The sequence below is a fragment of the Rhodopseudomonas sp. genome (genome assembly GCF_048594845.1).
GTDB lineage: Bacteria > Pseudomonadota > Alphaproteobacteria > Rhizobiales > Xanthobacteraceae > Rhodopseudomonas.
The window spans coordinates 1-22303 of sequence record NZ_JBMDXE010000216.1; the positions used below are offsets into that span (position 1 = coordinate 1).

Sequence of the window (22303 nt, forward strand, 5' to 3'; positions counted from 1 at the left end):
CGGCCTCGGGTGGCGCAGCCGCGCTCGTCCTGAACCCCAAGGCAGGCGGCGCGGGACTCAACATCACCGCAGCCAACCACGTCATCCATTACAATCTCGAATGGAATCCGGCGCTTGAAGATCAGGCTTCCGCCAGGGCGCACCGCCGAGGCCAGACCCTTCCGGTTACGATCCACCGACTCTATTGCGCCGGCACCGTTGAAGAGATCGTCAATGACCGCGCGATGCGCAAGCGTGAACTTTCACAAGCCGCCATCGTCGGCGTAACGGGCCGCGACGAAGATTACGCCGACATTCTCCAAGCACTCCAGCGTTCACCCATTCAGGCCTAGCGATGCGAACAATATCGAAAATCCTTAGTGCAAATGACACTGGCGCCACCGGGGGCCATCAGGCCGGAATCCTAATCCCGCGGGATCCCCGCCTTCTTTCATTCTTTCCGCCGCTTGATGCAGCGCAATACAATCCGCGATGCCATCTGTTCTTTCGTGATGAGGCAGCAGTAAACTGGGAATTTGCTTTCATATACTACAACAATGGCCTATTTTCCGGGACAAGAAATGAATATCGACTCACGCGAATGACCCGCTACATACGTGAAGCGGGTCTGGACATTGGGGACGAGGTTATCCTCCGGCGCGATAACGAGGACAACTACCACGTCGGTTACAGCCGGAAGAACCAGCCGGCATTTACAGACACTGGTGTCCTGAAGCTCGGATCCGGATGGCGCGTCATCCAGATGGATGGGGGAAAATGAACAATGGCAAATGAAATTGCACAGGAACTGATTCCAGACCCCAAGCGCATGATCGAGGGCCTGCGCGATACGGGCTATGAATTCAATACGGCGATTGCCGATATCGTGGACAACTCCATCGCAGCCCATGCAAGCGCTGTGGACATCAAGGTAGATGCTGATGTTCGCGGCAACATCCATGTTTCGATTGCCGACAACGGCGAAGGCATGGACGAAGGCGGATTGCGCAACGCCATGCGTTATGGCGCGCGGGTAAGGCCGAGCGCGGCAAGCCTCGGAAAATATGGTCTTGGACTCAAGACGGCATCAACCGCGTTCGCGCGACGGCTTTCCGTGACGTCGCGCAATTCCTCGAGCGTGCCTCCAACCATGATTACTTGGGATCTCGACCACGTTGGCCAAGTAGGAAAATGGGAAGTTTTGATTACCGATACGCCGGACGTTGAAGCGGTGGATCACCTTGAGGAAGTAGCGGCGAACCATCCGGGCACGGTTGTCACTTGGTCGCGTGTGGATCGTCTCATCAAGGACTACAGCACGCCGGGAGGGAAACCCGCGCGCAAGGCGCTTGACCGGAAGATCGATGAATTGCGGGATCATCTTGCGATGGTTTACCAACGATTTCTTGATCCAAATGACACGCGGGCGCCCAACGTGTCGATGCGGCTCAACGGGACGCCACTGAGCGCGTGGGATCCTTTTCTCGCCGGCACCTCCGAGGTTCTCGGACAGAAAGATATTCCCGTCCAGACAGCATCTGGAACTCAGGCCACCTTTTCGGTCAAGGCATACGTTCTCCCGCGTCGCGAGGAATTTCCGGACCAAAAATCCGCTGCCGCCGCGCGCCTTTCGTCGGACATGCAGGGCATTTACATCTATCGCGAAAACCGGCTGATCCACGAGGCCGACTGGCTCGACATGTTCCAGAAAGAGCCTCATGGAACGTTGCTGCGGGTTGAGTTTTCATTCGATCACAAACTCGACGAAGCCTTTCATCTGGATATCAAAAAGTCACAGATCATCCTCAACGAAGACATCTGGAAATGGCTCAAGGAAGAATTCCTTCCCGCGCCACGGCGGGAGGCCGACCGCCGCTATCGCGAAGGCAAACAGAAAGAGATCGGGCGAAAGGCAGCATCTGGCGCGCATGATACCTCGAACAACAACATTCGTGGCAGGGAGGCGGTTGCCGGCTCCGGCGCGAATGTAAGCGTCGTCAATGCCTCGACTGGCGAAGTCATAATCGAGAATGCCAAAGGCAAGCTGAAGTTGATGCTTCCGGTTTCCAGCGCGGCAAGACCTGGAGAAGTGTTTATCAAGCCGGTGCCTTCCATCAACGATGGACTGCTTTTTGAACCTGGCATCGTCGATGGACACAAGGCCGTGCGCCTCAACACATCGCATCCTTATTATGAGAAGGTGTACGTGCCCAACCTAAACCGCAGTGTGACCCTACAGGGACTGGATTCACTCATGTGGGCCCTCGCAGTCGCCGAGCTTTCCACCATCGATGCGACTACGATTAAGCATTTCCAAGACATGCGGTTTGAAATTTCCAAGACCCTGAGGGCCTTGGTTGAAGGCATGCCGGAGGCGGAGGCAGAACCCGAAGCCGAGCAAGAATCAAATGCTGCCTGACCCACGACTGTTTGGCCAGTTGGTGACCGCAGAGACTGGCTTACATCTTGCGTGCCGAACGGTCCGAAACAACGGGCAGGATGAACTGGAACTCACACCGGCAGACCACCCTTCCAGCCAAACGTTTCGGCTCCGGGCGCGGCTGGGATGGCGGTCGGTGGAGGTTTCATTCGTCCCAGGAGCTTATGCAGGCGAATTACTCGGAACCATGCGGACTGCATCGAGGGAAGCGCGCGGGATTTGCGAGAGCGTACTTGCCGCATGCATCGCTGGAGGTGCAGAAGTCAGATTCAATATCGCCGACGTTCAATACTCGCCTCCGGACGCCGCCATCTGGGAAGCAGACTGGACAAATTTCACCGCTACGCTGTCACGCGGACAGTTGCCGGTTAATTCCGGTGACGCCGAACTTGAAGCGCGCCTCCTCCTGCAATGGACCAGCCGACTCGCCGCTGCAATATTTGCGCTGCTGCCGCTGGAGGCAGATGAGCAGCAAATCGCCGATGTCGCCGGCTTTCCTGAAGGTGCAAAAACCCTCGTTGCTGTAAACCGCTATGAGCGGGATCGGCGCAACAGAGCGGCTGCCCTGGCGATTCACGGTTACCGCTGCAAGGCGTGCAATCGGCTGATGTCGGAGCAATACGGAGATGTTGCGGCCACGTTGATTGAGGTGCACCATGTCACGCCCGTTCACGCCATTGGCAGCGATTACCTAATCAATCCGGCGGTTGACTTGATACCGCTTTGCCCCAATTGCCATGCCGTCGCACATACGCGCAATCCTCCGCTTGCCATCCATGAAATACAGGAAAGCATGACCGGACGCCCAAATCAAACAAGGGCCGACGGTGAAGCTGTCAGTTCATGACAGCTCAGCAAGCTGGCACGCTTGAGCTGAACCTTGCCGATCTCAGCTTCGTCGAGCTGGAGCAAATCGGGTCGCTAGCCCGCGGCAGGATTATTTTCTATCTTCCTCTTCCAAGCATCAACCGAACCAACATGCATGTTGATATATGCAGCGATTATATCGATGCCATATGGGCAGCGAGGCGACTTTCGGCGCATGGTACGGCGCCAGCAGCTGAGGAAGTCTCCGACAAGTTTAACGTTGGGATTTTGCTGACCCTTCTGAACACTCGTGAATCGATCCGTAGCACAGTAGAAGACTGCATACTGATTTTCCAGGGCAGCGATGATGATGCGCACATTCAACGTTCGCAGAATCTCCGGAATGAAGTCGCTGATTTTGAAGACGCCATCGACGATCACAGGACGGACTTCCCAGATCTCGTTGATACCTACTACGCCAATCTCATCAACGGCGCCTATGATCACTATAAATCTGAAGCGCCGGAATTCTATATTGAGCAAATCAGAAAGCACCCGGAACGCCAGCTTGGATTTCACAAGTCTGCATTAAGCTGGCTTGTAGGGCACCGTTGCTACGCATCGCAGGACGGCTGGCTTTTGCCTTCGGATGTGCCCATCGATGATTTCTTCGCGGCTTCCGGCCAGCGGTTTCGTATTTCTGAATTTGTCGGCGGCGAGATCTTCTCTGTTGGTGGACAGTCGTTTGTTCAGGCAGATGGCATTACCGCATATTTCCCGATGAACCAGTATTTCAAGTCTCGCGTGTGTGCCAGTTTCGATTTGGCAAAGGATGATGATGCATGGGCAACGGATCCGTTCGAGTGGCTCGACGCATCGTTCACGCATTCCCCATACCTGGCAGAGGTGTCGGCCCACCGGGCGCCGCCGTTGCGTGAACTGTGCTCTATCCATCAAAGCGGTTCATTGATCATCGTAAATGATGGATCATACCGCCACCTTTTGTACGATACGAAGCCACTAAATGGAGTTCAGGTAAAACGGGTTCATGATGAATTGGCCAAATTGTCACTCGGTCTGATGGCAAGAGTGGGTCTGGGTGTATCTGATCAATTTAAATGGGAGCGCCTTTCCGACGAGCAATTCGAACTGCTTTGCTATGATTTGCTGGTTGCCCACCCGAAATTCGATGCCGACACCGTGCGCAAACTCGGCAAATCGCGCTCACGAGACGGCGGCCGGGATATCGAGGTCCGCGAGCTGCCGCGAGGGCCGATGCACAAGCCCAAGAAGTGGATTTTTCAGTGCAAGCTCATCAATGGTGGTTCATCGCTGTCCGGCCGGAAGGTAAATGACATCGGCGACATGCTGGATATGTATTCCGCCGAAGGATTCGGCGTCATGACGAACGCCCCGATCGACGCGACGCTTTACGACAAATGTGAGGCGATCTGCACAAAGCGAGGCATTGAAGAACTGCACTTCTCAATTCTTGAGATTGAGCGTGCTCTCGTGAGCAACAAGGCGATTAGGGAGCGATATTTCCCGGAACTTCTTCGGGCCGATGCGAACAGCGCATCCCAGCACTAGGCTGGATCGGCAAAAGCACGCTCTATGTGGAGATCAAGAAAGCGCGTATCCCCGTCCGAAAGTCCGGACGAAAAACGCTAATCGCCATCGCCGATATTCTCGAATGGTTCAAGCGCTTACCGGAAGGTGTAGCCGACTTATAAAGTTATTCGTGCGCATCGGCTCCGCCGACCGGGCTCTATTCCGCGTTGCTCCATCGAGCCAAGCCGTTGCCGCGAAGATGCGGAACGTTTGTCTCGTCCATCCGGTGACGATCCCTTGCGGAAGGTAACATTGCGCCACTCGCCGGAGGCACTCGGCCTCGGTCCCGCCGTACCGGCGTCGCTATCGCTGCCCTCGGTCCGGGTGCCTTCTTAGCCGGTCTCGCGGCTGCACTCGGTCCCGCGTCCCGCCTATAGGCGGCGCTATGCTGACGCTCCTGCGGGTGCCTCTTTCTTCCAGGGGGGCGTGCCGCCCCTTTTGCCGTCAAGGCCAAGCGTTGCCGGATGCTGCGGCCCGTGTCGTCGCTGCGCTCCAGCCCGCGCCAGCCTTGCATCCGGGCCTGTGACGGAAATCCCCGCTCATTGCCGCGTGGCTAGTCGGTTGCATGCGCAACCAAAAACCATGAGAGGCAAACATGAATGACACCAAGCTTACAGACCTGCACCAGTTCACCGGGACGACGCAGTGGTACCGCCACCCACTCAATCGAAACGTGCTCTTCACCGATGGCGCGAAGTATGTCGCAGATCACGCAGGCGCGTATTGGCTGCTCGATGAGATCGCACTCGCTCAAATCAGTCACTTGCCAGTCCGGGCTGAAGCGTTTCAGGTCTGGAAGCTGGACGTGCAGGATGGGAGCGGAACGCTTACCTGCACAGACGGCAATGACGGCCTTGTCTACACCAAGGATATTCCATTCACGGATTTTCCGGCATGTGGCGTGGCGCTATGGTTCACGGATGGCGTCATCCTGTTGCCGACCGAGTACTGATGTCGCGATAGCCGGGCGGACAACAGGTCCTCGCGACCGGTGATCCGCCCAGCTCGCTCTCGTAGATGTCCGATGCCACCTTCTGAAACCATGCCTCCGCCTCATTCGCCGCAGGTAGCCTGAATATCTGCTCCGCGAGCGCTTGAGCAGTTTGCCGGGCGGCGCTGCGCGCCCTTATCTCCGGTGATGTGAAAAACGACCCGAAGCCGCGTTTCCGAACGTCGGCGAAAATCCGAGGCCGCGCGAGCCGAGAAGCCAGGCGCGCGCGGCGAAACACCGATAAGGCTTGCTCAAACTCCTGCCAGAGCGTTGCGAACTTTGCGGAAGGCCCCTTGTTGAATGGCAAGGCCGTGGCTGCGACAATAGCTGCCGCAGCCTTGACCACGTCGCGTCGTGTTGGCTTGGACATAGCGAACCTAAAGTTTCGGCGGTGCGCCGCGCGTGTTCTGCTGTAGTCTCTCAACGTACTCCGTCAGGAACGTAAAATCGGCGGTCAGGTTAGCCTTGGTCCGGTCGTTGTCGCTCAGCGTGAAAAAGAGAATGCTGGCGTGATTGGACGAAATGCCGGTCTGAGCGCTCATCTCAAGGAATGCGTCGCAGTCGCCCGATTCATTCACGTTCTTCAAGCCGCCAGCGTACTCGACGCCATATCCCGGCAGGCAGGAGGTCAGCGTAGGCTTTGGTGGAGCGTAGGGGTTGCCATCATTGAACTGAAACCGGTACTTGACGCCGCCCGCATTGATGGCTTGGGGCTCGAACTGCATCTTCTTCTTGAGCTGCGCAAGCGTATCGGAAATCAGAGGCTGATCGCCATCACTTCCATAGGTGATCGACCGCGTCACGCCGATGATCTGATGTCCCGACGACGGCGCACTGAAATGGACGGCAAGCGAGTCGCTGATTTTTCCCTTCGCCGACGGCAGCTCACGCGATAGCTCGATTTTCTGTACGAAGCTGGCGGATATCGTCGAGTTCGCGCCCGGCGCTTTGAAATTGTAGATGCGCCGCTCTTCGCGCATCGGCTGGGGCCCGCTGCGCTGACCGTTCATCCTGGCCACCATCCGGTCCGCAGCGCTGCCGCCCGCAGGTTTTGGCTGGATGCCTTCAGCGGCAAGATTTTGAATCTTGGCTTTTGCCTCGTCATACGAGTCGCCGAGTTCGAGTCCCAGGATATCAGCGCGGTCACGCGGCATATTCTGGCCCTTAGGCACGTTGATCGTCTGGGTCCATTGGATTTCACCCTGCTGGGCGTGAGCTGGTACGCTTGCCGTCAACACAAGGGTTGCGGCGATCAGATGTCGCTTCATGAGGTTGCTTCCGGTTTTGGAATAAAGAAGAGACGGGGCCGGTTAATCAGCCCCGTCGATTGCTCACCAGCCTGTGTGTTGGCTCACATGGCCGGGCGACTCGTAGTTACCGGGAAAGCACCGCGACACGCAGATTAGCGAGACCGCCCCATCCGATCCGCGCAGCCAGTGCCATTGTGTTTCATAGGCGGTTGGCATCTCGTCGCGGACGACCTCAACCTTGACCGGCTTGGTCACCAGCTTGCGGCCCAATTCGTCGACCTGTTCGACCAGGATTTCGTCGCTGGCCATTTCGAAGTGCTTGTGCAGTAGATTGACCCCAAAACGATCTAGGCGGTCGAAGCGCTCAAGGACGCCACGCACAGCGTCGAGACATGCGCGGTCGTGTTCGTTCAGAGGCTGGACGTCGTGGATATCCCGCAGATGATTCCACTGCGCGATATCAGATTGTGAGATAGAGGCGCTCATAGGACGTGACTCCACTGTTGATCACGGTCCGCGCCTCACAAGGTCCCAGAATCAAAAAAGCCCTGAGCTAACTCCCAAGGCTTTGATGCAGCATTCCGACGTCACTCAACAGAATTGCCTATTCTGTCGCATCACATATTTTGGAGCCGGAATCGTTGATCCGCCAGAACCTGCATGGTAGAATTTGTCCTATCGGTCGCGCTAAACCGGCGCAGAATAAGCCTTTCGCGGCCACTCAACAGAATAGGCAAGACTGTCGCACTTTCGACGACATCGTCGTCGGAAGGAGCGAGAAAATGCAAACGATTTCCCAGTCTTATGCGGTGAGTCTCTATTCGCCGACCGGCCAGCGCAAGTATGTGAACGCAGCCGAGCGAGTACGCTTCATAGCCGCCGCCTTGGAATGCCCCCGGCCAAAGTTGCGGACGCTTTGCCTGGTCCTCGCCATGACGGGGTGCCGTATCAGCGAAGCTTTGGACCTGTTTTCGGCGAGCATCGAAGCCAGCGAAGGATCGATTGCGCTGCGCAGCCTGAAAAAGCGGAAAAAGGCCATCGTCATTCGGCAGCTGCCCGTTCCGGCCTCGCTGATCGAGCTCTTGCAGGCGGTTCACGACCTATCCACGCCGGGCGAACGCCTCTGGCCCTGGTCCAGAAGCCGCGCGTGGCAACTGGTAAAGGCCGTCATGGCGGAAGCTTCAATCGGTCCGGGACTGTACGCGACCCCAAAAGGTCTACGTCACGGATTTGGCGTCCACGCCATCCGGAGCGGCATTCCCTTAAACCTCGTTCAGCGTTGGATGGGCCACGCGAGCATGACAACGACGGCCATCTACTTGCAGGTCATCGGCGCGGAGGAGCGCGAGATTGCCGAGCGGATGTGGCAATAACTCACTGCTTGGACGTGGGCCCTAAACCAAAGGAGTCGACCTGACTATCCTCTTTCACGAGAAAGAGAGCCACGCCCAGCTTGTCTAATCCGCCGCGCGTTTCCTCATATAGCGCTCGGTAACGCGGAAAGTCCGGAAACGCCAAAGCGACAAGCGCGCCCGGATGTTTCGTTTGTAGACGCATCGCTTTAAGGAGTGCGTGCGAATACCATTGTTGCGCCTGGTTGGTCGGGTTCGTCGGCTTTTGCTCGCTCGCTCGTTCCGGATCCCGATAGAATTTCGACGGGAAGCCTTTTGCTTCGATCAGCAAGGTTCGCCCGGATCGCTCCGCATGGATATCGACACCGCGCTCCTTTGAATGCGTGTTGGCTTTGGTGACGATGGTCCAGCCGTCCCGCTCCAGCTGCTTTGCGAGTGCCTCGACAACGTTGCCTTCCCAGAACCAATCCTTGGTTACGTCCATTGGCGCTCCTTCCGGGCCTATCATAGCCTTGACCATCCTGCCGCCGTCACGGCTCTTGTTTCTTGGTTGAGTGGCATCTCCGGCTATGACCAGCCCATGCTTGCTCGTCCTTAGTCATGGGTTCTTAAGCGTCAGTTGCACGCTGTTCCATCAACAGGCCTGTCCGCTCCATTCGCATGCGCTCCCGTGTTGCCTGTGTGACGGCGCGTGATCGTCGCCGCTTCTGTCGTCCCCATAAGGCCGGGCAATCAGGTCCGGTCTCAAAAATGGAGATGAACATGACTACTACCAAAGAAACCAATCGTCCGACGCACATCGTCTGGCAAGTGCTGGGCGAAGGCGATAAGGCCCGCTGGAACCGCATCGGCGCCGGCTGGCCCAATCGAGACGGCAAAGGCTTAAGCCTCAAGCTCGACGCAATTCCGTTGGACGGACGTGTCGTCGTGCGCGAGCACGAGCAAGCCGAGGGAGGTCAGCAATGACCTTCCGCACGCTCCCGCGACGCAAAGACAAAGCCGCAGACAATCCGTTCGAGACGAAGCTCGAGCGGGCGCTACGGGGGGCTGATACGGTCTTCGTGCTCGACGACGGCATCATCCTGCGTATCCGCGACGGAACAATCGAAACAACAAGCTAACCCCTCAAAGGCGGGCCCCGATTGGCCCCGCCGCTTCCCGCGATTCTCGCAAATATTGGCTGCTTCCTGAAGGCACTCAAAATGCGCGAGGTGCTTCATATCGACATCAGTCGCCACGGCATGCCATTCGTCGACGAGGTCAGGGTTGGCAAGAATGACGACGTCCGCGTAATCCTCATTGATCGACGTAACCGACAGGACAACGATAGCCTTCAGCATGTTGCTGTGAGGCCGTGCCTTCGCAATGAGCACACCAAAATCCGCCGCCGCACGCTTGAATTCCAGCCTGATCCAAGGGCTTTACCGGTGCATCCATGTCCACCCCCACATCGCGGTGATGATGAGAACCGTGCCGACCGTCATCTTGAAACAGGCCCAGTACTCAGCCCGGCGCTCGGCTTTGAATCGTGCTGCTTCTGCGAGGATCCTTCGGGCTTTCTCGTGCTCTTTGCGGGCCTGCGCTTCAGCTTCCTCTCTTTTTCGTCTTTCCTGCGCACGCTGGTAATCGCACTCTCCGACATATTCTCTCACCAAGCTTCGAATGCCACGTCGGAGCCAAAGAGCATCGCCGTCAGGGGGAGCCGGATGATCGCAATGGCGGTCAAACGTGCCCTCAAAATACTCTTCCTTGAAATACGGCGTCCGTTGGAGCGCCATCGGTTGATGGCCGGATATCAGGGCGATTGCCTTCATGTCCTCCGGATTGCCGAACAATCGCCCCACTTCATCGGGCGTGACCAGAAAGCGCTTATGTAGGCTTTGGGAGACCCCGGTGGTTTCCGTCTCGCTGCGGCCCGTCGTAAAAGACGACGAATAGGTGGTCGAACTGCTGGCGCTTCCACCGCTTTGCGACACGGAAGAAGAATAGGATTGGCTGAAACCCATTGTGAAAGAGTAACTGCTGCCGGTCGATTTGCTTGCGCTGGCCAGCGTGCGCACGATCTCCCGCTCGCCAATAGATTTCGATACGTATTCTCTGGTGAAATAATCGTCGTTGCAAAAGAACAGCTTCACACCGGCATTGGCGATCAGTGTTTCCCAGTTCTTGTCGTAGTTCTCCTGGAGCTGCCCGAGGGTCTGCGCGACGAAGACGAGCTTCACGCCAAAGCCTGCAATCTGCGCAGCTGCGTTTTCCAGCACACGCATACGCTTGAGCGCGGGAAACTCATCGAGCACCATCATCACCGGATGGCCGCAGGCCGGTTGACCTTTGACCCGCTCCATCTCTGTAACGACGAGCGTCGTCATCATGCGCAGCCAGCGGCTGTGGGTCTCCATGTATCGCTGCGGCAGGCTGATATAGAGGCTGGTGCCTCTGGGATTGGTTTTAAGTTCGGATAGCTGAAAGGTGGATTTTGAGACCACCCGTGCCATCGCAGGACTATCCAGGAAATCGGAATGCGTGGTCGCAACCTGGACGACCGATCCAAAGAGCCTGGGCGAGGATTCTTCCATATGGGCGAGCATGGCACCGCCGCGAGCAACGACACCGTTGAATGCCGGGTTGCGCTTCATTGCTGCAAAGAGAAGGGAGAACGCCGATGGCGCATTCTTGTCGGTTGCGAGAGCCGCCAAAAGAGCGGCCTTTTCGTCACCCGCCATGATGAGCGCCCGCGCGGTGATGAGATTGCGTTCTTCGGGCGAAAAGTCTGGCGAGGTGCGCAGATGCAGCAGCACGAACTTCCAGTACGCGCGGGCGGATTCATCGAAGAACGGATCGCTGGAACGTTCCGAGACGATAATCGAATCCGCAATGCGCGCAGCTTCGTCGACCGATTCTTCTTTGTCCGGATGCAAGGCATCGAGCGGATTGAAGCTCGCTTTCTCACTATCGGCCAGGCCCATGACATCGAATGGATCGAGCAACCGAACGGTTTGGCCGAGGCCTTTGCAGAATTTGGACCCGGCTCCGCGCCGTCGCGCAGTCACCATGGCATTCTCGCCCTTGGGGTCGATCACGACCACCGAGCCCGGCCACAGGCAAAGATTGGGAACAATGACGGAGACACCTTTGCCGCCGCGCGTATTGCATACGATCAGAGCATGACGGTTATCGGTCACACCGATGTGCCGACCGTCTTCCGATCTGCCAAGATAGAAGTTTCCGATCTTGAACGGCCCGACGGCGGTTCCGCCGCCGCGGTACCAATCAGCCGTCCCTAACTGCCTGTTGTCCGGCTGGAGCAGGACGGGCAGACCAGTGTCATTATCGATAATTTCTGGCATCACTATCCTCCCTACATCCCGAGCTGCAATTCTTGATCGGCTTCGCGTTCGCGATCTCTGCCGCCCTGCGTCCGTCTTATGTCGAGAATGACCGCGAGTTGCCTGGCGAGCATCGCTCGGTCAGCCTTCTGCTGAGTTCTTAACGAGTCGATTCGCTCCTGATAGGGCGCGCGCTCTTTGGCTTGCGCGTCGTGCAGTTGGTCCGTTTCCCGGCGGTCGCGGACGAACGACGCGTAGGCCTCAGCTTCGTTCTGCTTGCGGAGCTTAAAGAGACGGCCACTCAGCACATCGAGGACGATCCCGAGCCCGCGCCGGAATTTGCCAGCACGCTCTTTGGCTTCCATGGCTTGGCGTGTTTTCTGACGTGACGACAGTTGCGCGCGCTCGGCGCGCTGCTTCATCACGACCTTGCGTAGATCATTCTTCGCGGCGTCGAGCTGTGCCTTTTGGTCGTTCTTGTCGGCTTCCAACTGCTTGCGCAGTCCCGCCGACAATTGCTTACCAATGCCTGCTTGGGCCTCTGCCACAGATGGCAATTGCGCGCCGTCGCCCAACCGCTCCTTTAGCTCTTTGGTTTTGATCCCGGACCAGCGGGAAACGGCATAGACCTGACCGCTCATATCCGTGGCGACGATGCCGCGCCGGTCGCCTTTGGCGAGATAGTACCCGCGCTCCTCCAGCGCTTGCCTGAAGCTCGCCAGATTGTCCGACCGGTCCCAGGCGTCACGGAAAACCTGCTTGATCTCCCGCGGGTCTAGATCGAGGCGCTTGGCCTGCTGCCATTCGGCCAGCGTGAAATTGAGCGGGTTCTTCCAGCCGTTCTCGCGATGACCCTCCGGCAACTTCCATTCGTGTTCGAGATAGAGCTCCTTCGAAAGCTCGCGCAGCTTGTTCTTGTAGTGCGAGAGGTTGATCGCCTTCATCTGATCGGCATCGATCCGGGACCAGACCACATGCGCATGGCGACGACCTTCCTTTTCATGGATGACGATCGCGCGGGGCTGGTCCTTGAGACCCAAGGTCTCTTCCGCCCGGTCTGCGGCATCGAGAAATGCCGACAGCGGCACGTCCACCTCTTTGGGCGGATTGAGGCTCAGCGAAAAGACTGGCTGACGGCAGCGCGTGCCTTTGGCAATTGCACCCGCTTCGAGCATCGCTCCTTGCAGATTGCTCGCCATGAAGCCACGCACCTCATGGACCACGATATGATCGTTATCCCTTTGATGGAGCAAATGGGCAGCCAGTTGCTTTGGCCCGCCACGCTGGGATCCTTTCAGGATCATGGCTGTAGCTCCTCCGCAGCCTGCGCGAACGCCCCGGATAGGGGTATGGCGTCCGAAACGAGGTGAACCCCCAAAGCCCGCAGCAGGAGGCAGCGCATCTCGAAGACCTGCGAGCAGGCCAGCCGCAGGTCGGCCTCCAGCTCAGCCGTAACCGGCAAGCTGCCCTGGTTCGCCGCTTTGGCGATCTGTTTGAGGTTACTGGCCAGTCGCGACCGACCGAGAAGCGCAAGCGCTTGTCCGAGGGCGTCTGCGTCCTTCAGGGGAGCCCGCACAGCGCGTCGCGGGGCCAATTCGCTCCCAAGCACGCGCTCTCGGATGTACTGCCCGAGGGGCTGGCCTGAGGCCAGTTGAGCCAGCCGGGCCTTTTCGGCGTCGCTGAAACGGACCGACAGCGGAGCGCTGCGGTCACGGACCTTTGGGGCGTCGGTCATGGCCGTGGCCCCTGAAGGTCTATTTTTGCGTGTTTAAGTTGGTGGTTCCAATCTGCTAGGGTGTCGAACAGCTTTTCAAAGTCTGGGTTCGATACCATCAAGTGGTGGTTAGGCTGAAACGTACTTTCGCCCTATGGTTGCAAATCGCGCGTTTGCCTGCCAACAGATTTTGTAAAATACAATCAACGTTTTATGGCGGAGGGGTTGGACGAAAGTTCGAACTTCAACCCAACCGGCGATACTAAATTGTTGACCAGGTTTGTCGTCACACGACCCGGTCAACAATCTAGGACAAAAGTCCTAGGGAGCGTTATCGGATCCTCCCAGGTTGCCGCCAGACGCAAGGAGCGGCGATGTCGGCAGGTTTGGCTACGGATTTCATCGAGCGGGTGGTGACGCTGCGCCCGGCCCTGTGCCGGCAGGCGACGTACTGGATCGGCACGCGCGGCCAGTTCGGTTCGCCGGACGATTTCGTCCAGGACACGATCGTCACCGCGCTGCGGAGCGCCGACCGGTTCGAGGACGACAATCTTTCTGGATGGCTGTTCGCGATCTTGCGCGGTCATATCCGGAACGCGCGGCGACGGGCCGCTATCCGCGCGTGTGTGCCTCTGTCGCCGCCCTGCTCAGAGAACAACGAGAGATCGCGGCCTGCAGCTTCTCGCTTCACGAACCCGACCTGCAGTCGGCCAGCCAGCCAATCCCGCTTGCCCATTGCCTGCAGGCATCTTTGGATGGCGTCCAGTCCGGACAGCGGATGCGACGACGCCTCGCCGTCGCCAGGCCCACGCAATCCGACCCAGGTCGACAACGCACCTGGCCCGATCGCGCACCTCCAAGCGCGGCACCGGTCTGGCGCCGAGAGACGATCGACAGCAGTTGAACTGGCGAGAGCCCGGTTCAGGCGGCGCGTTTCCAGGCTGATTTTGGTGCCGATCGGCCGTTACGAAGATTGGAGAATGTCTTTCTAGTCGAGCGAGAGGCTCGAGAACCGCCACACCGTTGCGCCCACAATTCTATAATTCCCGCGGGTCGCCCGAGCTTGCACAATGCTACTCGTCCGGGCGATTGATCGACGATCGCGGCGAGACGGGCCAGGACCGACAAGGAGACGCGATGATCCTTCACCGCACCTTTACTGACTGCTCTGGCTCTGTCGACGATGGCGCTCTTTCCTCGCCTTGCCGCCGCGCAATCTCGGCAGTCCGACACCGTTCGCATCGGCTATCAGCGATCCTCGACGCTGATCGCGATCCTCAAAGCGAACGGCGAACCGGCGAAGGCGCCGGCGCCGCCGGGCGTCGAGGTGACCTGGAACGAATTGACCAGCGGGCTGCCGCTTCTGGAATCCATCAATGTCAGCAGCATCGACTTCGGCGCCCACTTCAAGGACATGTCTCCGGCGTATCTGACGCCGGGCGGCAGACGGGCGGCGTTCGTGAGTCACAACGTCGATACGTGTGTGGCGTGGGATCCGTTCATCACCAGCACGCTCCACCAAACCAAAACCCGCATACTCGTCGACGGTTTGGACGGCCTCGCTACGCGGTCGATCGCGTCACGCCTGCCGGCCTGACCAAACAGCAGTCGATTGCCGAGGTCTTCCACGCCGAAGGCCTGATCCCCCACTCAGGTCAAGCCCGAGGCGGTGATCTGGACGCCGCGCAGATCGTAGTCGCCGAGCGCCGATAGAAGCGTCCGCGAGCCGGCCATGGTTTACGCTCCCGTCCCCGACGACCCGCTTCTGCCGCCGGTCCGCATCAATCTGTTCTCGGATACGCAGACGACTCCGAGCCAGGCGATGCGCGCCGCCATAGCGGAAGCGGCCGTCGGGGACGAACAGATCGGCGCTGACCCCACGGTCAACGCGCTGTGCGATCGCGTCGCCGATCTGCTCGGCAAGGAAGGCGCGGTGTTCATGGCCTCGGGAACGATCTGCAACATCGCCGCGACGCTGTCGCACTGCCGCCCCGGCGACGAGATCATCGCCCATGAGACTGCGCATATCGTCTCGCTCGAGGGCTGCACCCACGCGGCACTCGGCGGACTGCAGATCAAGCCGCTGCAAGGCGGCGGCGGACAGTTCACACCGGAAGCGCTGCGAGCGGCTCTGCGTCCTCCCGATCGCCACCAGGCCAAACAGACGCTGGTGAGCGTCGAGCAGACGACCAATCTCGGCGGCGGCGCGGTGTGGAGCACGTCCGCGCTCGACGCGATCGTCGCGATCGCGCGCGACAACGGACTGGCGACGCATATGGACGGCGCCAGGTTACTCAACGCTTGTGTCGCTCACCGAGTATCGCCACGACAGATGGCCCACGGCTGGGACTCGGTGTGGATCGATTTTTCCAAGGGCCTTGGCGCGCCGCTCGGTGCGGTGTTGGCGGGATCGCGCGACTTCATCGATGAGGTCTGGCGTTGGAAGCAGCGGCTCGGCGGCTCACTGCGCCAAGCCGGCATCTGCGCCGCCGCCTGCCTGTACGCGCTCGACCACAATGTCGATCGGCTGGCCGAGGATCACATCAATGCACGGCTTCTCGCCGAGGGCCTAGCGACAATCGACGGCGTAATCGCGCCGCCGCCGGAAACCAATCTGGTGTATTTCGACGTCACCGACACCGGCCTGTCCGACGAGCAGTTCGTCGCTGCGCTGCGCGCGCGGGGCGTGCTGATCTCGGTTCTCGGCGGCCGGCTGCGCGCTTGTACGCATCTCGATGTTTCGGCGGCGATGATCGAAGAGACGCTGGAGATCGTCGGCGACATCGTCCGCGGCGCAGACGCTATCACCATATCCGCCGTCGCCTAACGGGGGGGATGCATCTTCAGCTCATGGTGCTGGCGCGCACCACCGTGGTGTAGGTCCGCTCGATCAACTGCAGCGCGCCGCGATAACCAACATAAGACCGCGACAGCACGACCTCGTCGGTGCATGGATAGCCGATCTCCACCAGCGGCGCGCCGATCTCGTCGGCCAGTGCCGCCTCCCAGGTCGAGCCGAACACGATCGGCAATTCGCCAGTGAAATCGGTGGCGCGCACGATCTGGTGGATGCGCTTGCCGTCCTGCTCGAACACCGCTTCGGCGCCGGCATGATCGGCGAGCGCACGGTACTGCTTCTGGATCGTTTCGCGCAGTTCCTCCGGTGGATTTTCGCTGATAACGAACGGCCCCGGATTGAGCCCGAGCTGCTCGACCAGGAAGCTCGCCACCGCGAGATTATAGGCGCTCTCGCTGACCACGATCGCCTGCGACGGCAGCCGGTACTGGCTGGTCGAGCCGGCATAGAAGCACGCGAAGTCGCGCAGATAGATGTAGTGCTCTTTCTCCTCTTGCGCGATGAACGCTTCAGCGCGGGCACGGTCGAGGCCGGCGAACTCCACGACGCGGCGGAGGAACGCGCTGGTCGCCTTGGCGCCGATCGGGATCGTCGGCTCGTGCAGGAATGGCTGGCCGTAGAGATCCTCGAGATGCGCCGCGGTCGAGAGCCCGAGCCATGGCGACAGCACGAGATTGAATTGCGCACGCGCGACCGCGCGCCATTCCGCGACGCCGGCCGATGCCGGGCCGAACAGGATGTTCACCTGAAGGCCGATGCCCTCGAGGATGCGGCGGACCTCGGCGAGATCGCCGCGCCAGAACGGGTTCTGATACGGCAACAGCGACCAGACGTTGACCAGGCCATGCTGGAGCGGCGCATCGCCCGCATCGACGAACTGATCGATGATGGCGCGGATCACCGTCTCGTGGCCGGTGAAATTGTTGCCGCGATAGCCGCTGGTCTCGGCGACCACGATCGGCACGCCGCGCTTCTGATATTTGCGCACCACGCTGCCGACATCGTCGCCGACCAGGCCCGGAATGCAGCCGGTCTGCACCACGAACAGATCGGCTTCCATCACCTTCAAGGTCGAGGCGATCAATTCGTCGAGCCTGTCGGCACCGCCGAAGATCACTTCCTGATTGCCGAGATTGGCGCTCGGCACATGAAATTCGCCGCCCTGATAGCCGTTGATGCCGGACAGCGCATGAAACTGCTTGGTGGCGCAGCCCGGCCCGCAATGGGTGATCGGGACCGCGCCCGGAATGGCGATGACGCTGGCCAGCGCGCCGAGGCTGCAGCCATAGCGCACCTGCTCGATCGCACCTGGGGAAGCGCAAAACGCGCCGGTGGGATCCTGGGCGTTGGTGACGGGAGACAGCATGGTGATCTCTCTTAGGCCGGCTCGGTGATCGGCGCGTAGGGATCGGTCGAGGCCAGCCACCACGGCTGATACGGGAACGAACTGTGCGCGGCGACGTCGGCATAGAAACGCTTGCGCGGCAGCACCCGCAGGATGGCGCGGCCGATGGTCAGCAGGCCCTCGTAACCAAGACCGTCGTTGGAATAGAAGATCGGCAGCACCGGAATGCCCATTCGCCCGGCCAGCACCGCCAACGTGCCGGTGTGGCGGCAGATCACGAAGTCCGGCTTGGCCCGCAGCAGCGCGGCGTGGGCCTGGAAGTGCTGGTCCGGACTCACCGTGTAGTTCGGAATGTCGCCCCAGGCGTCGACCAGATGGCCGAGCGAGTCCTGCTGCGGGTCGCCGGAGTCGGTGGTCGGATCGTGGTGGAACGAGAACGCATCGTCGACGGTGACGCCGAGTTCGCGCAGATCCGTGATCAGCCCGTGCGCGAAAGCGGCACCGGCCGCCACGAAGCCACGCTTGCCGGCCAGCGCCTTGCACAGCCGCGCCAGCTCCGGCGCGATCCGCGCCCGCTCGCTTTCGATAACCGCCTCGACCTTGTCGGACCTGCCGGTCAGCCGCGCAATGTCGCGCAGCCAATTATCGGTGGCGTGAAGCCCATAGGGCAGCGGCGCCCTCACCTCCGGCACGCCGAACTCCTGTTCGAGCCCGGTGGCGAGATAGGACAGCACGAAGCACATCGTCACCGTCGCCGCGGCCTCCGACATCTGCGCCAGCCGCTCCAGCGTATTGCCGCCCATCACCAGATTGACCCGCAACCCGAGCGGATCCAGCAGCGGCGAGAACACGTCGGGGCCGCCGAGATGGATGACGTTGATCAGGTCCGGCTGTTTGCTCGGCGGCTGCGGCACCAGCCGGCGCAGGATGCCGTGCTCGATCACGTCCCAGCCGCTCGACCAATGCTTCGACTTGAAGCCCTCGCAATGCAACGTGACGACCGGAATGCCGATCTCGTCCCCGACGCGCTTGGCGGCGCCGTCGACGTCGTCGCCGATGATGCCGGTGGCGCAGGAGGTGGCGACGAAGATCACCCGCGGCTTGTGCCGTTCATAGGCGTCGCGAATGGTGTCCTCCAGCCGCGCGACGCCGCCGAACACCATGTCCTGCTCGCCCAGATTGGTGCAGATCGACTTCGGGTCTTCGAGCTTCCAGCCGCGCCGCGCCGCCAAATCGCGATAGTAGCGCGCGGTGAACGACTGGCTCGCCGCGCAGCCGATCGGCGAATGCTGCACCACGACCGAATCCTGGATGATGGTGGCGTTGGTGACCGCGATGTGCTCCGCACACATCGACGCCTGGGCGAACGGCGTCGACTGTTCGCACAGCCGGCGCCCGCCGTTATCGCAGCCCTTGACGCAGCCATAGGTGAAGGCCGAATCTTTGACGAGCTGCCCGGCGCGGCCGTCCCATTGGGTGATCGTGCCGAGCCGCTGGTCGCGGGTTTCGACTTGGGGATTCTTCAAATTGAGCGCCATGGCGCACCTCTCGGTTCGCTGGCAGCTATCAGGTGGCGTCGAGCGCCTGGGCGATGTCGGCGATGATGTCGTCGACGCTCTCGATGCCGATCGACAGCCGCACGTAGCCGGGCGTGACGCCGGCGGCGAGCTGCTTGTCCGGCGCGAGCTGGGCGTGCGTGGTCGACGACGGATGGATCGCGAGGCTGTGGGCGTCGCCGATATTGGCGACGTGGAACAAGAGCTTCAGCGAGTCGATGAAGCGTCGGCCCGCCGCGAAGCCGCCCGGCAGTTCGAAGCCGACCAGCGCACCATAGCCGCCCTTGAGATACGTATCGGCGCGGCGCCGCGCCTCGCCTCTCTGCAGGCCTGGATAGATCACGTTCGCGACCTTGGGATTCTGCGCCAGATAGTCGGCGACGCGCGCCGCGTTCGCGGTCTGCTGGCGGATGCGCAGCGGCAGCGTCTCGACACCCTGAATGAGCTGGAATGCGTTCTGCGGCGACAGCGCCGGGCCGAGATCCCGCAACAGGCCGGCGCGCGCCGCGAAGGCGTAGGCCACCGGGCCGAACGGCCGCGCGATATCGGGCCAGGTGCGGCCGTTATAGGACGGGTCCGGCCCGGTGATGAGCCGATGCCGGTCGGCAAACTCCTCCCACGGGAACTGGCCGCTGTCGATGATCACGCCGCCGATCGTGGTGCCGTGGCCGCCAATATACTTGGTCGCCGAATGCACCACGATCGCCGCACCGTGGTCGATCGGCCGCGCCAGCAGCGGCGCTGCGGTGTTGTCGATAATCAGCGGAATGCCGAAGCCACGGCCGATATCGGCAACCTCGCGGATCGGAAACACGTTAAGCTTGGGGTTCGGCAGCGTCTCGCCGAAGTACAGACGCGTGCGATCATCGGTGGCGGCGCGGAACGCCTCGGGATCGGACGGATCGACGAACCGCGCCTCGATGCCGAACTGCTTCAGCCGGTTGGCGAAGAAATTCCAGGTGCCGCCATAAAGATCGGTCCCGGTGACGATGTTGTCGCCGGCCTGCACCAGCGTCAGCACCGAGAGCGCCACGGCCGCCTGCCCCGACGCCAGCGCCAATGCCGCTGCGCCGCCTTCGAGGGCAGCCAGCCGCTCCTCCAGCACGTGCGCGGTCGGATTACCGATCCGCGAATAGACGTATCCGAACTCCTCGAAATTCACCAGCCGGTCGGCGCGTTCAGTGGTCTGCAGGTCGAACGACGTGCTTTGATAGATCGGCACCTGCGTGGCGCCGGTGGCGGGATCAGCGCGGAACGAGCCGCCGTGCAGCGCCAGCGTGTCGAGATTGGCGGGATGAAGCGGTTGAACGGTTTGCAGCGACATGATGTTTCTCCGAAATGAAGCAGCGGCGTGAGCTATGCGCGCGAGGCCGATCGCTTGCCGCGCGCGATGCGGTGATTGACGGCGCGCGCCGCCGCGTCGCCGAGCAACTGAATGGATTGAACAATGGTGACGAGCACGATCACGACCGCGATCATCACTTCTGGCATGAAGCGCTGATAGCCGAAGCGGACGCCGAGATCGCCGAGGCCACCGCCGCCGACGGTGCCGGCCATCGCCGAGTAGCCGATCAGACTGACCAGCGCGACGGTCTGCCCGGCGACGATGCTCGGCAGCGCTTCGGGGATGATCACGCGGGCGATGATCTGCAGCGGCGATGCGCCGATCGCCTCGGCCGCCTCGATCAGGCCGCGATCGACCTCGCGCATCGCGGTTTCGGCGAGCCGCGCGAACAACGGCGTGATCGCCACCGTCAGCGGCACGATCGCCGCGCTGGTGCCGACCGAGCTGCCGGCGACGACGCGCGTGAACGGAATGATCGCAACCATCAGGATGATGAATGGCGTCGAGCGCACCAGATTGACGGCGGTGCCGAGCACGCGATTGAAGATCGGCAGCGGCAGGATGTGGCCCGGCGACGTCACCACCAGCAACACACCGAGCGGCAAGCCCAGCGCGGTCGAAACCACGGCGGCGATCGAGACCATATAGGCGGTCTGCTTGAAGGACTCAAACAGCAGCGCCGTGACGGCGGGCGGCAACAGATCGAACGGCATGACCAATCACTTCCACGGACAGTTCAAGCGAACAAAGATGAGACAGCACCGCCGGCAGTCTGCCGCCCACCCCGCTGGCGACCAGCGTCAGCACACCGAGCGGCCGATCGCCGACATAGTCGATCCGGCCGTGCAGAATGTTGGGCCGGATTTGAAAGCGTGAGACCAGTTCGGCGACGATCGGATCGTGTGCCGCGTGCCCGGTGAAGACGATGCGCAGCACCGGATCGCTGTCAGCAACGGGCTCGGGCAGAAGCTGATGCTCGACCTGGGGCGGCAGTTCGTGCGCCACGAGGCCCGCGAGAAATGACCGCGCCACGGCAGATTTCGGAAACGCCAGCACGTCGAAGGTCGTGCCCTCCTTCACCACGCGCCCGTGATCCAGCACCGCGACGCGCCCCGCAATGTCGCGCAGCACCTCCATCTCGTGCGTGATCAGTACGATCGTCAGCCCGAGCTTGCGATTGATGTCGCGCAGTAGCGCCAGGATCTGGTCGGTGGTCTCCGGATCAAGCGCCGACGTCGCCTCGTCGCACAGCAGCACCGACGGATCGAGCGCCAGTGCTCGCGCGATGCCGACGCGCTGCTTCTGGCCACCCGAGAGCTCAGACGGATAGGCATCGGCCTTATCGGCGAGGCCGACCAGTTCGAGCAGCGGCGGCACCCGCCGGGCGATCTCCGCGCGCGGCAGCCCCGCCACCTTGAAAGGCAGCGCGACGTTGCCGGCCACCGTATAGGCGGACAACACGTTGAAGTGCTGGAAGATCATGCCGATGCCGCGGCGGGCCTGGCGCAGCGCACGGCCGCGCAGAGCGGTGATGTCGCGGCCCGACACGATCACCCGCCCGGCGCTCGGCCGCTCCAGCAGATTGATACAGCGGACCAGCGTGCTCTTGCCGGCACCGGACCGCCCGATGATGCCGTGAATGTCGCCGGGCCTGATCGTCAGCGACACGTCGTCGAGCACCGGGCCGGCGGCCTGCGAGAACGTCTTGCTCAACCGCTCGATCTGGATCG

At 60.8% G+C, this 22303-nt stretch carries 23 protein-coding genes; 12 read left to right on the forward strand and 11 right to left on the reverse strand.

Features of this window, described 5'->3' with window-relative positions; genetic code table 11:
• The 6 genes from ACOJTD_RS14155 to ACOJTD_RS14180 form a co-directional block, all read left to right on the forward strand.
• A partial coding sequence (locus tag ACOJTD_RS14155; protein ID WP_420133536.1) for a helicase-related protein occupies positions 1–332 on the forward strand: 332 nt, incomplete at its 5' end.
• Positions 333–334: 2 nt separating this feature from the next.
• Complete coding sequence (locus ACOJTD_RS14160) at positions 335–760, forward strand: EcoRII N-terminal effector-binding domain-containing protein (RefSeq protein ID WP_420133537.1); 426 nt, start codon at positions 335–337, stop codon at positions 758–760.
• 3 nt (positions 761–763) lie between these two features.
• On the forward strand, positions 764–2398 hold the full coding sequence (locus ACOJTD_RS14165) for an ATP-binding protein (protein ID WP_420133538.1): 1635 nt from the start codon (positions 764–766) through the stop codon (positions 2396–2398).
• A gap of 157 nt (positions 2399–2555) precedes the next feature.
• Positions 2556–3266, forward strand: coding sequence for an HNH endonuclease (locus ACOJTD_RS14170; RefSeq protein WP_420133539.1), 711 nt, complete (start codon positions 2556–2558; stop codon positions 3264–3266).
• The gene (locus ACOJTD_RS14175) at positions 3263–4816 is read left to right on the forward strand and encodes a hypothetical protein (protein WP_420133540.1); all 1554 of its coding nucleotides are present in this window, start codon (positions 3263–3265) and stop codon (positions 4814–4816) included. The genes ACOJTD_RS14170 and ACOJTD_RS14175 overlap by 4 nt, the downstream gene beginning before the upstream one ends.
• Positions 4817–5432: 616 nt before the next feature.
• The gene (locus tag ACOJTD_RS14180) at positions 5433–5789 is read left to right on the forward strand and encodes a DUF6876 family protein (protein WP_420133541.1); all 357 of its coding nucleotides are present in this window, start codon (positions 5433–5435) and stop codon (positions 5787–5789) included.
• A gap of 416 nt (positions 5790–6205) precedes the next feature.
• Here the strand turns inward: ACOJTD_RS14180 and ACOJTD_RS14185 are convergent, their stop codons facing one another.
• Positions 6206–7096: a hypothetical protein gene (locus ACOJTD_RS14185; protein WP_420133542.1), complete on the reverse strand. Its 891-nt coding sequence runs from the start codon at positions 7094–7096 to the stop codon at positions 6206–6208.
• 63 nt (positions 7097–7159) lie between these two features.
• On the reverse strand, positions 7160–7564 hold the full coding sequence (locus tag ACOJTD_RS14190; RefSeq protein ID WP_420133543.1) for a hypothetical protein: 405 nt from the start codon (positions 7562–7564) through the stop codon (positions 7160–7162).
• A 296-nt stretch (positions 7565–7860) separates the two neighbouring features.
• Between ACOJTD_RS14190 and ACOJTD_RS14195 the strand changes: the two genes are divergently transcribed.
• Positions 7861–8451, forward strand: coding sequence for a tyrosine-type recombinase/integrase (locus tag ACOJTD_RS14195; protein WP_420133544.1), 591 nt, complete (start codon positions 7861–7863; stop codon positions 8449–8451).
• A gap of 1 nt (position 8452) precedes the next feature.
• Here the strand turns inward: ACOJTD_RS14195 and ACOJTD_RS14200 are convergent, their stop codons facing one another.
• Positions 8453–8914, reverse strand: coding sequence for a hypothetical protein (locus tag ACOJTD_RS14200; RefSeq protein WP_420133545.1), 462 nt, complete (start codon positions 8912–8914; stop codon positions 8453–8455).
• A 278-nt stretch (positions 8915–9192) separates the two neighbouring features.
• Here ACOJTD_RS14200 and ACOJTD_RS14205 point away from each other — a divergent pair, with 278 nt between their 5' ends.
• Positions 9193–9396, forward strand: a complete 204-nt coding sequence (locus ACOJTD_RS14205; protein ID WP_420133546.1) for a hypothetical protein — start codon at positions 9193–9195, stop codon at positions 9394–9396.
• Positions 9393–9551 carry a hypothetical protein gene (locus tag ACOJTD_RS14210; RefSeq protein WP_420133547.1) on the forward strand — a complete coding sequence of 53 codons (159 nt, stop codon included), beginning with the start codon at positions 9393–9395 and terminating at the stop codon, positions 9549–9551. Before ACOJTD_RS14205 ends, ACOJTD_RS14210 begins: the two co-directional genes overlap by 4 nt.
• A gap of 300 nt (positions 9552–9851) precedes the next feature.
• Here the strand turns inward: ACOJTD_RS14210 and ACOJTD_RS14215 are convergent, their stop codons facing one another.
• Genes ACOJTD_RS14215 through ACOJTD_RS14225 form a run of 3 tightly spaced genes read right to left on the reverse strand, consistent with a single transcriptional unit; the run spans position 9852 to position 13491 of the window.
• On the reverse strand, positions 9852–11777 hold the full coding sequence (locus ACOJTD_RS14215; protein WP_420133548.1) for a type IV secretory system conjugative DNA transfer family protein: 1926 nt from the start codon (positions 11775–11777) through the stop codon (positions 9852–9854).
• A gap of 11 nt (positions 11778–11788) precedes the next feature.
• Positions 11789–13060, reverse strand: a complete 1272-nt coding sequence (locus tag ACOJTD_RS14220) for a relaxase/mobilization nuclease domain-containing protein (protein WP_420133549.1) — start codon at positions 13058–13060, stop codon at positions 11789–11791.
• A complete protein-coding gene (locus ACOJTD_RS14225) occupies positions 13057–13491 on the reverse strand; it encodes a plasmid mobilization protein (protein WP_420133550.1) in 435 nt (144 codons plus the stop codon). Before ACOJTD_RS14225 ends, ACOJTD_RS14220 begins: the two co-directional genes overlap by 4 nt.
• A gap of 353 nt (positions 13492–13844) precedes the next feature.
• Between ACOJTD_RS14225 and ACOJTD_RS14230 the strand changes: the two genes are divergently transcribed.
• The 3 genes from ACOJTD_RS14230 (at position 13845) to ACOJTD_RS14240 (ending at position 16297) form a co-directional block, all read left to right on the forward strand.
• The gene (locus ACOJTD_RS14230) at positions 13845–14462 is read left to right on the forward strand and encodes an RNA polymerase sigma factor (RefSeq protein WP_420133551.1); all 618 of its coding nucleotides are present in this window, start codon (positions 13845–13847) and stop codon (positions 14460–14462) included.
• Positions 14463–14653: 191 nt separating this feature from the next.
• Positions 14654–15067, forward strand: coding sequence for a hypothetical protein (locus ACOJTD_RS14235; RefSeq protein ID WP_420133552.1), 414 nt, complete (start codon positions 14654–14656; stop codon positions 15065–15067).
• Between the two features lie 135 nt (positions 15068–15202).
• Entirely contained in the window at positions 15203–16297 is a 1095-nt protein-coding gene (locus ACOJTD_RS14240) for a threonine aldolase family protein (RefSeq protein ID WP_420133553.1), read from the forward strand.
• 16 nt (positions 16298–16313) lie between these two features.
• Here ACOJTD_RS14240 and ACOJTD_RS14245 read toward each other — a convergent pair whose 3' ends face one another.
• Genes ACOJTD_RS14245 through ACOJTD_RS14265 form a run of 5 tightly spaced genes read right to left on the reverse strand, consistent with a single transcriptional unit; the run spans position 16314 to position 22301 of the window.
• Positions 16314–17693 (reverse strand): nitrogenase component 1, encoded by a 1380-nt coding sequence (locus ACOJTD_RS14245; protein ID WP_420133554.1) that lies wholly within the window; start codon positions 17691–17693, stop codon positions 16314–16316.
• 11 nt (positions 17694–17704) lie between these two features.
• On the reverse strand, positions 17705–19210 hold the full coding sequence (locus ACOJTD_RS14250) for a nitrogenase component 1 (protein ID WP_420133555.1): 1506 nt from the start codon (positions 19208–19210) through the stop codon (positions 17705–17707).
• Between the two features lie 28 nt (positions 19211–19238).
• On the reverse strand, positions 19239–20552 hold the full coding sequence (locus ACOJTD_RS14255) for an O-acetylhomoserine aminocarboxypropyltransferase/cysteine synthase family protein (RefSeq protein WP_420133556.1): 1314 nt from the start codon (positions 20550–20552) through the stop codon (positions 19239–19241).
• A 32-nt stretch (positions 20553–20584) separates the two neighbouring features.
• Positions 20585–21286: a methionine ABC transporter permease gene (locus ACOJTD_RS14260; RefSeq protein WP_420133557.1), complete on the reverse strand. Its 702-nt coding sequence runs from the start codon at positions 21284–21286 to the stop codon at positions 20585–20587.
• A complete protein-coding gene (locus ACOJTD_RS14265) occupies positions 21240–22301 on the reverse strand; it encodes a methionine ABC transporter ATP-binding protein (RefSeq protein ID WP_420133558.1) in 1062 nt (353 codons plus the stop codon). The genes ACOJTD_RS14260 and ACOJTD_RS14265 overlap by 47 nt, the downstream gene beginning before the upstream one ends.
• Positions 22302–22303: the final 2 nt, after the last annotated feature.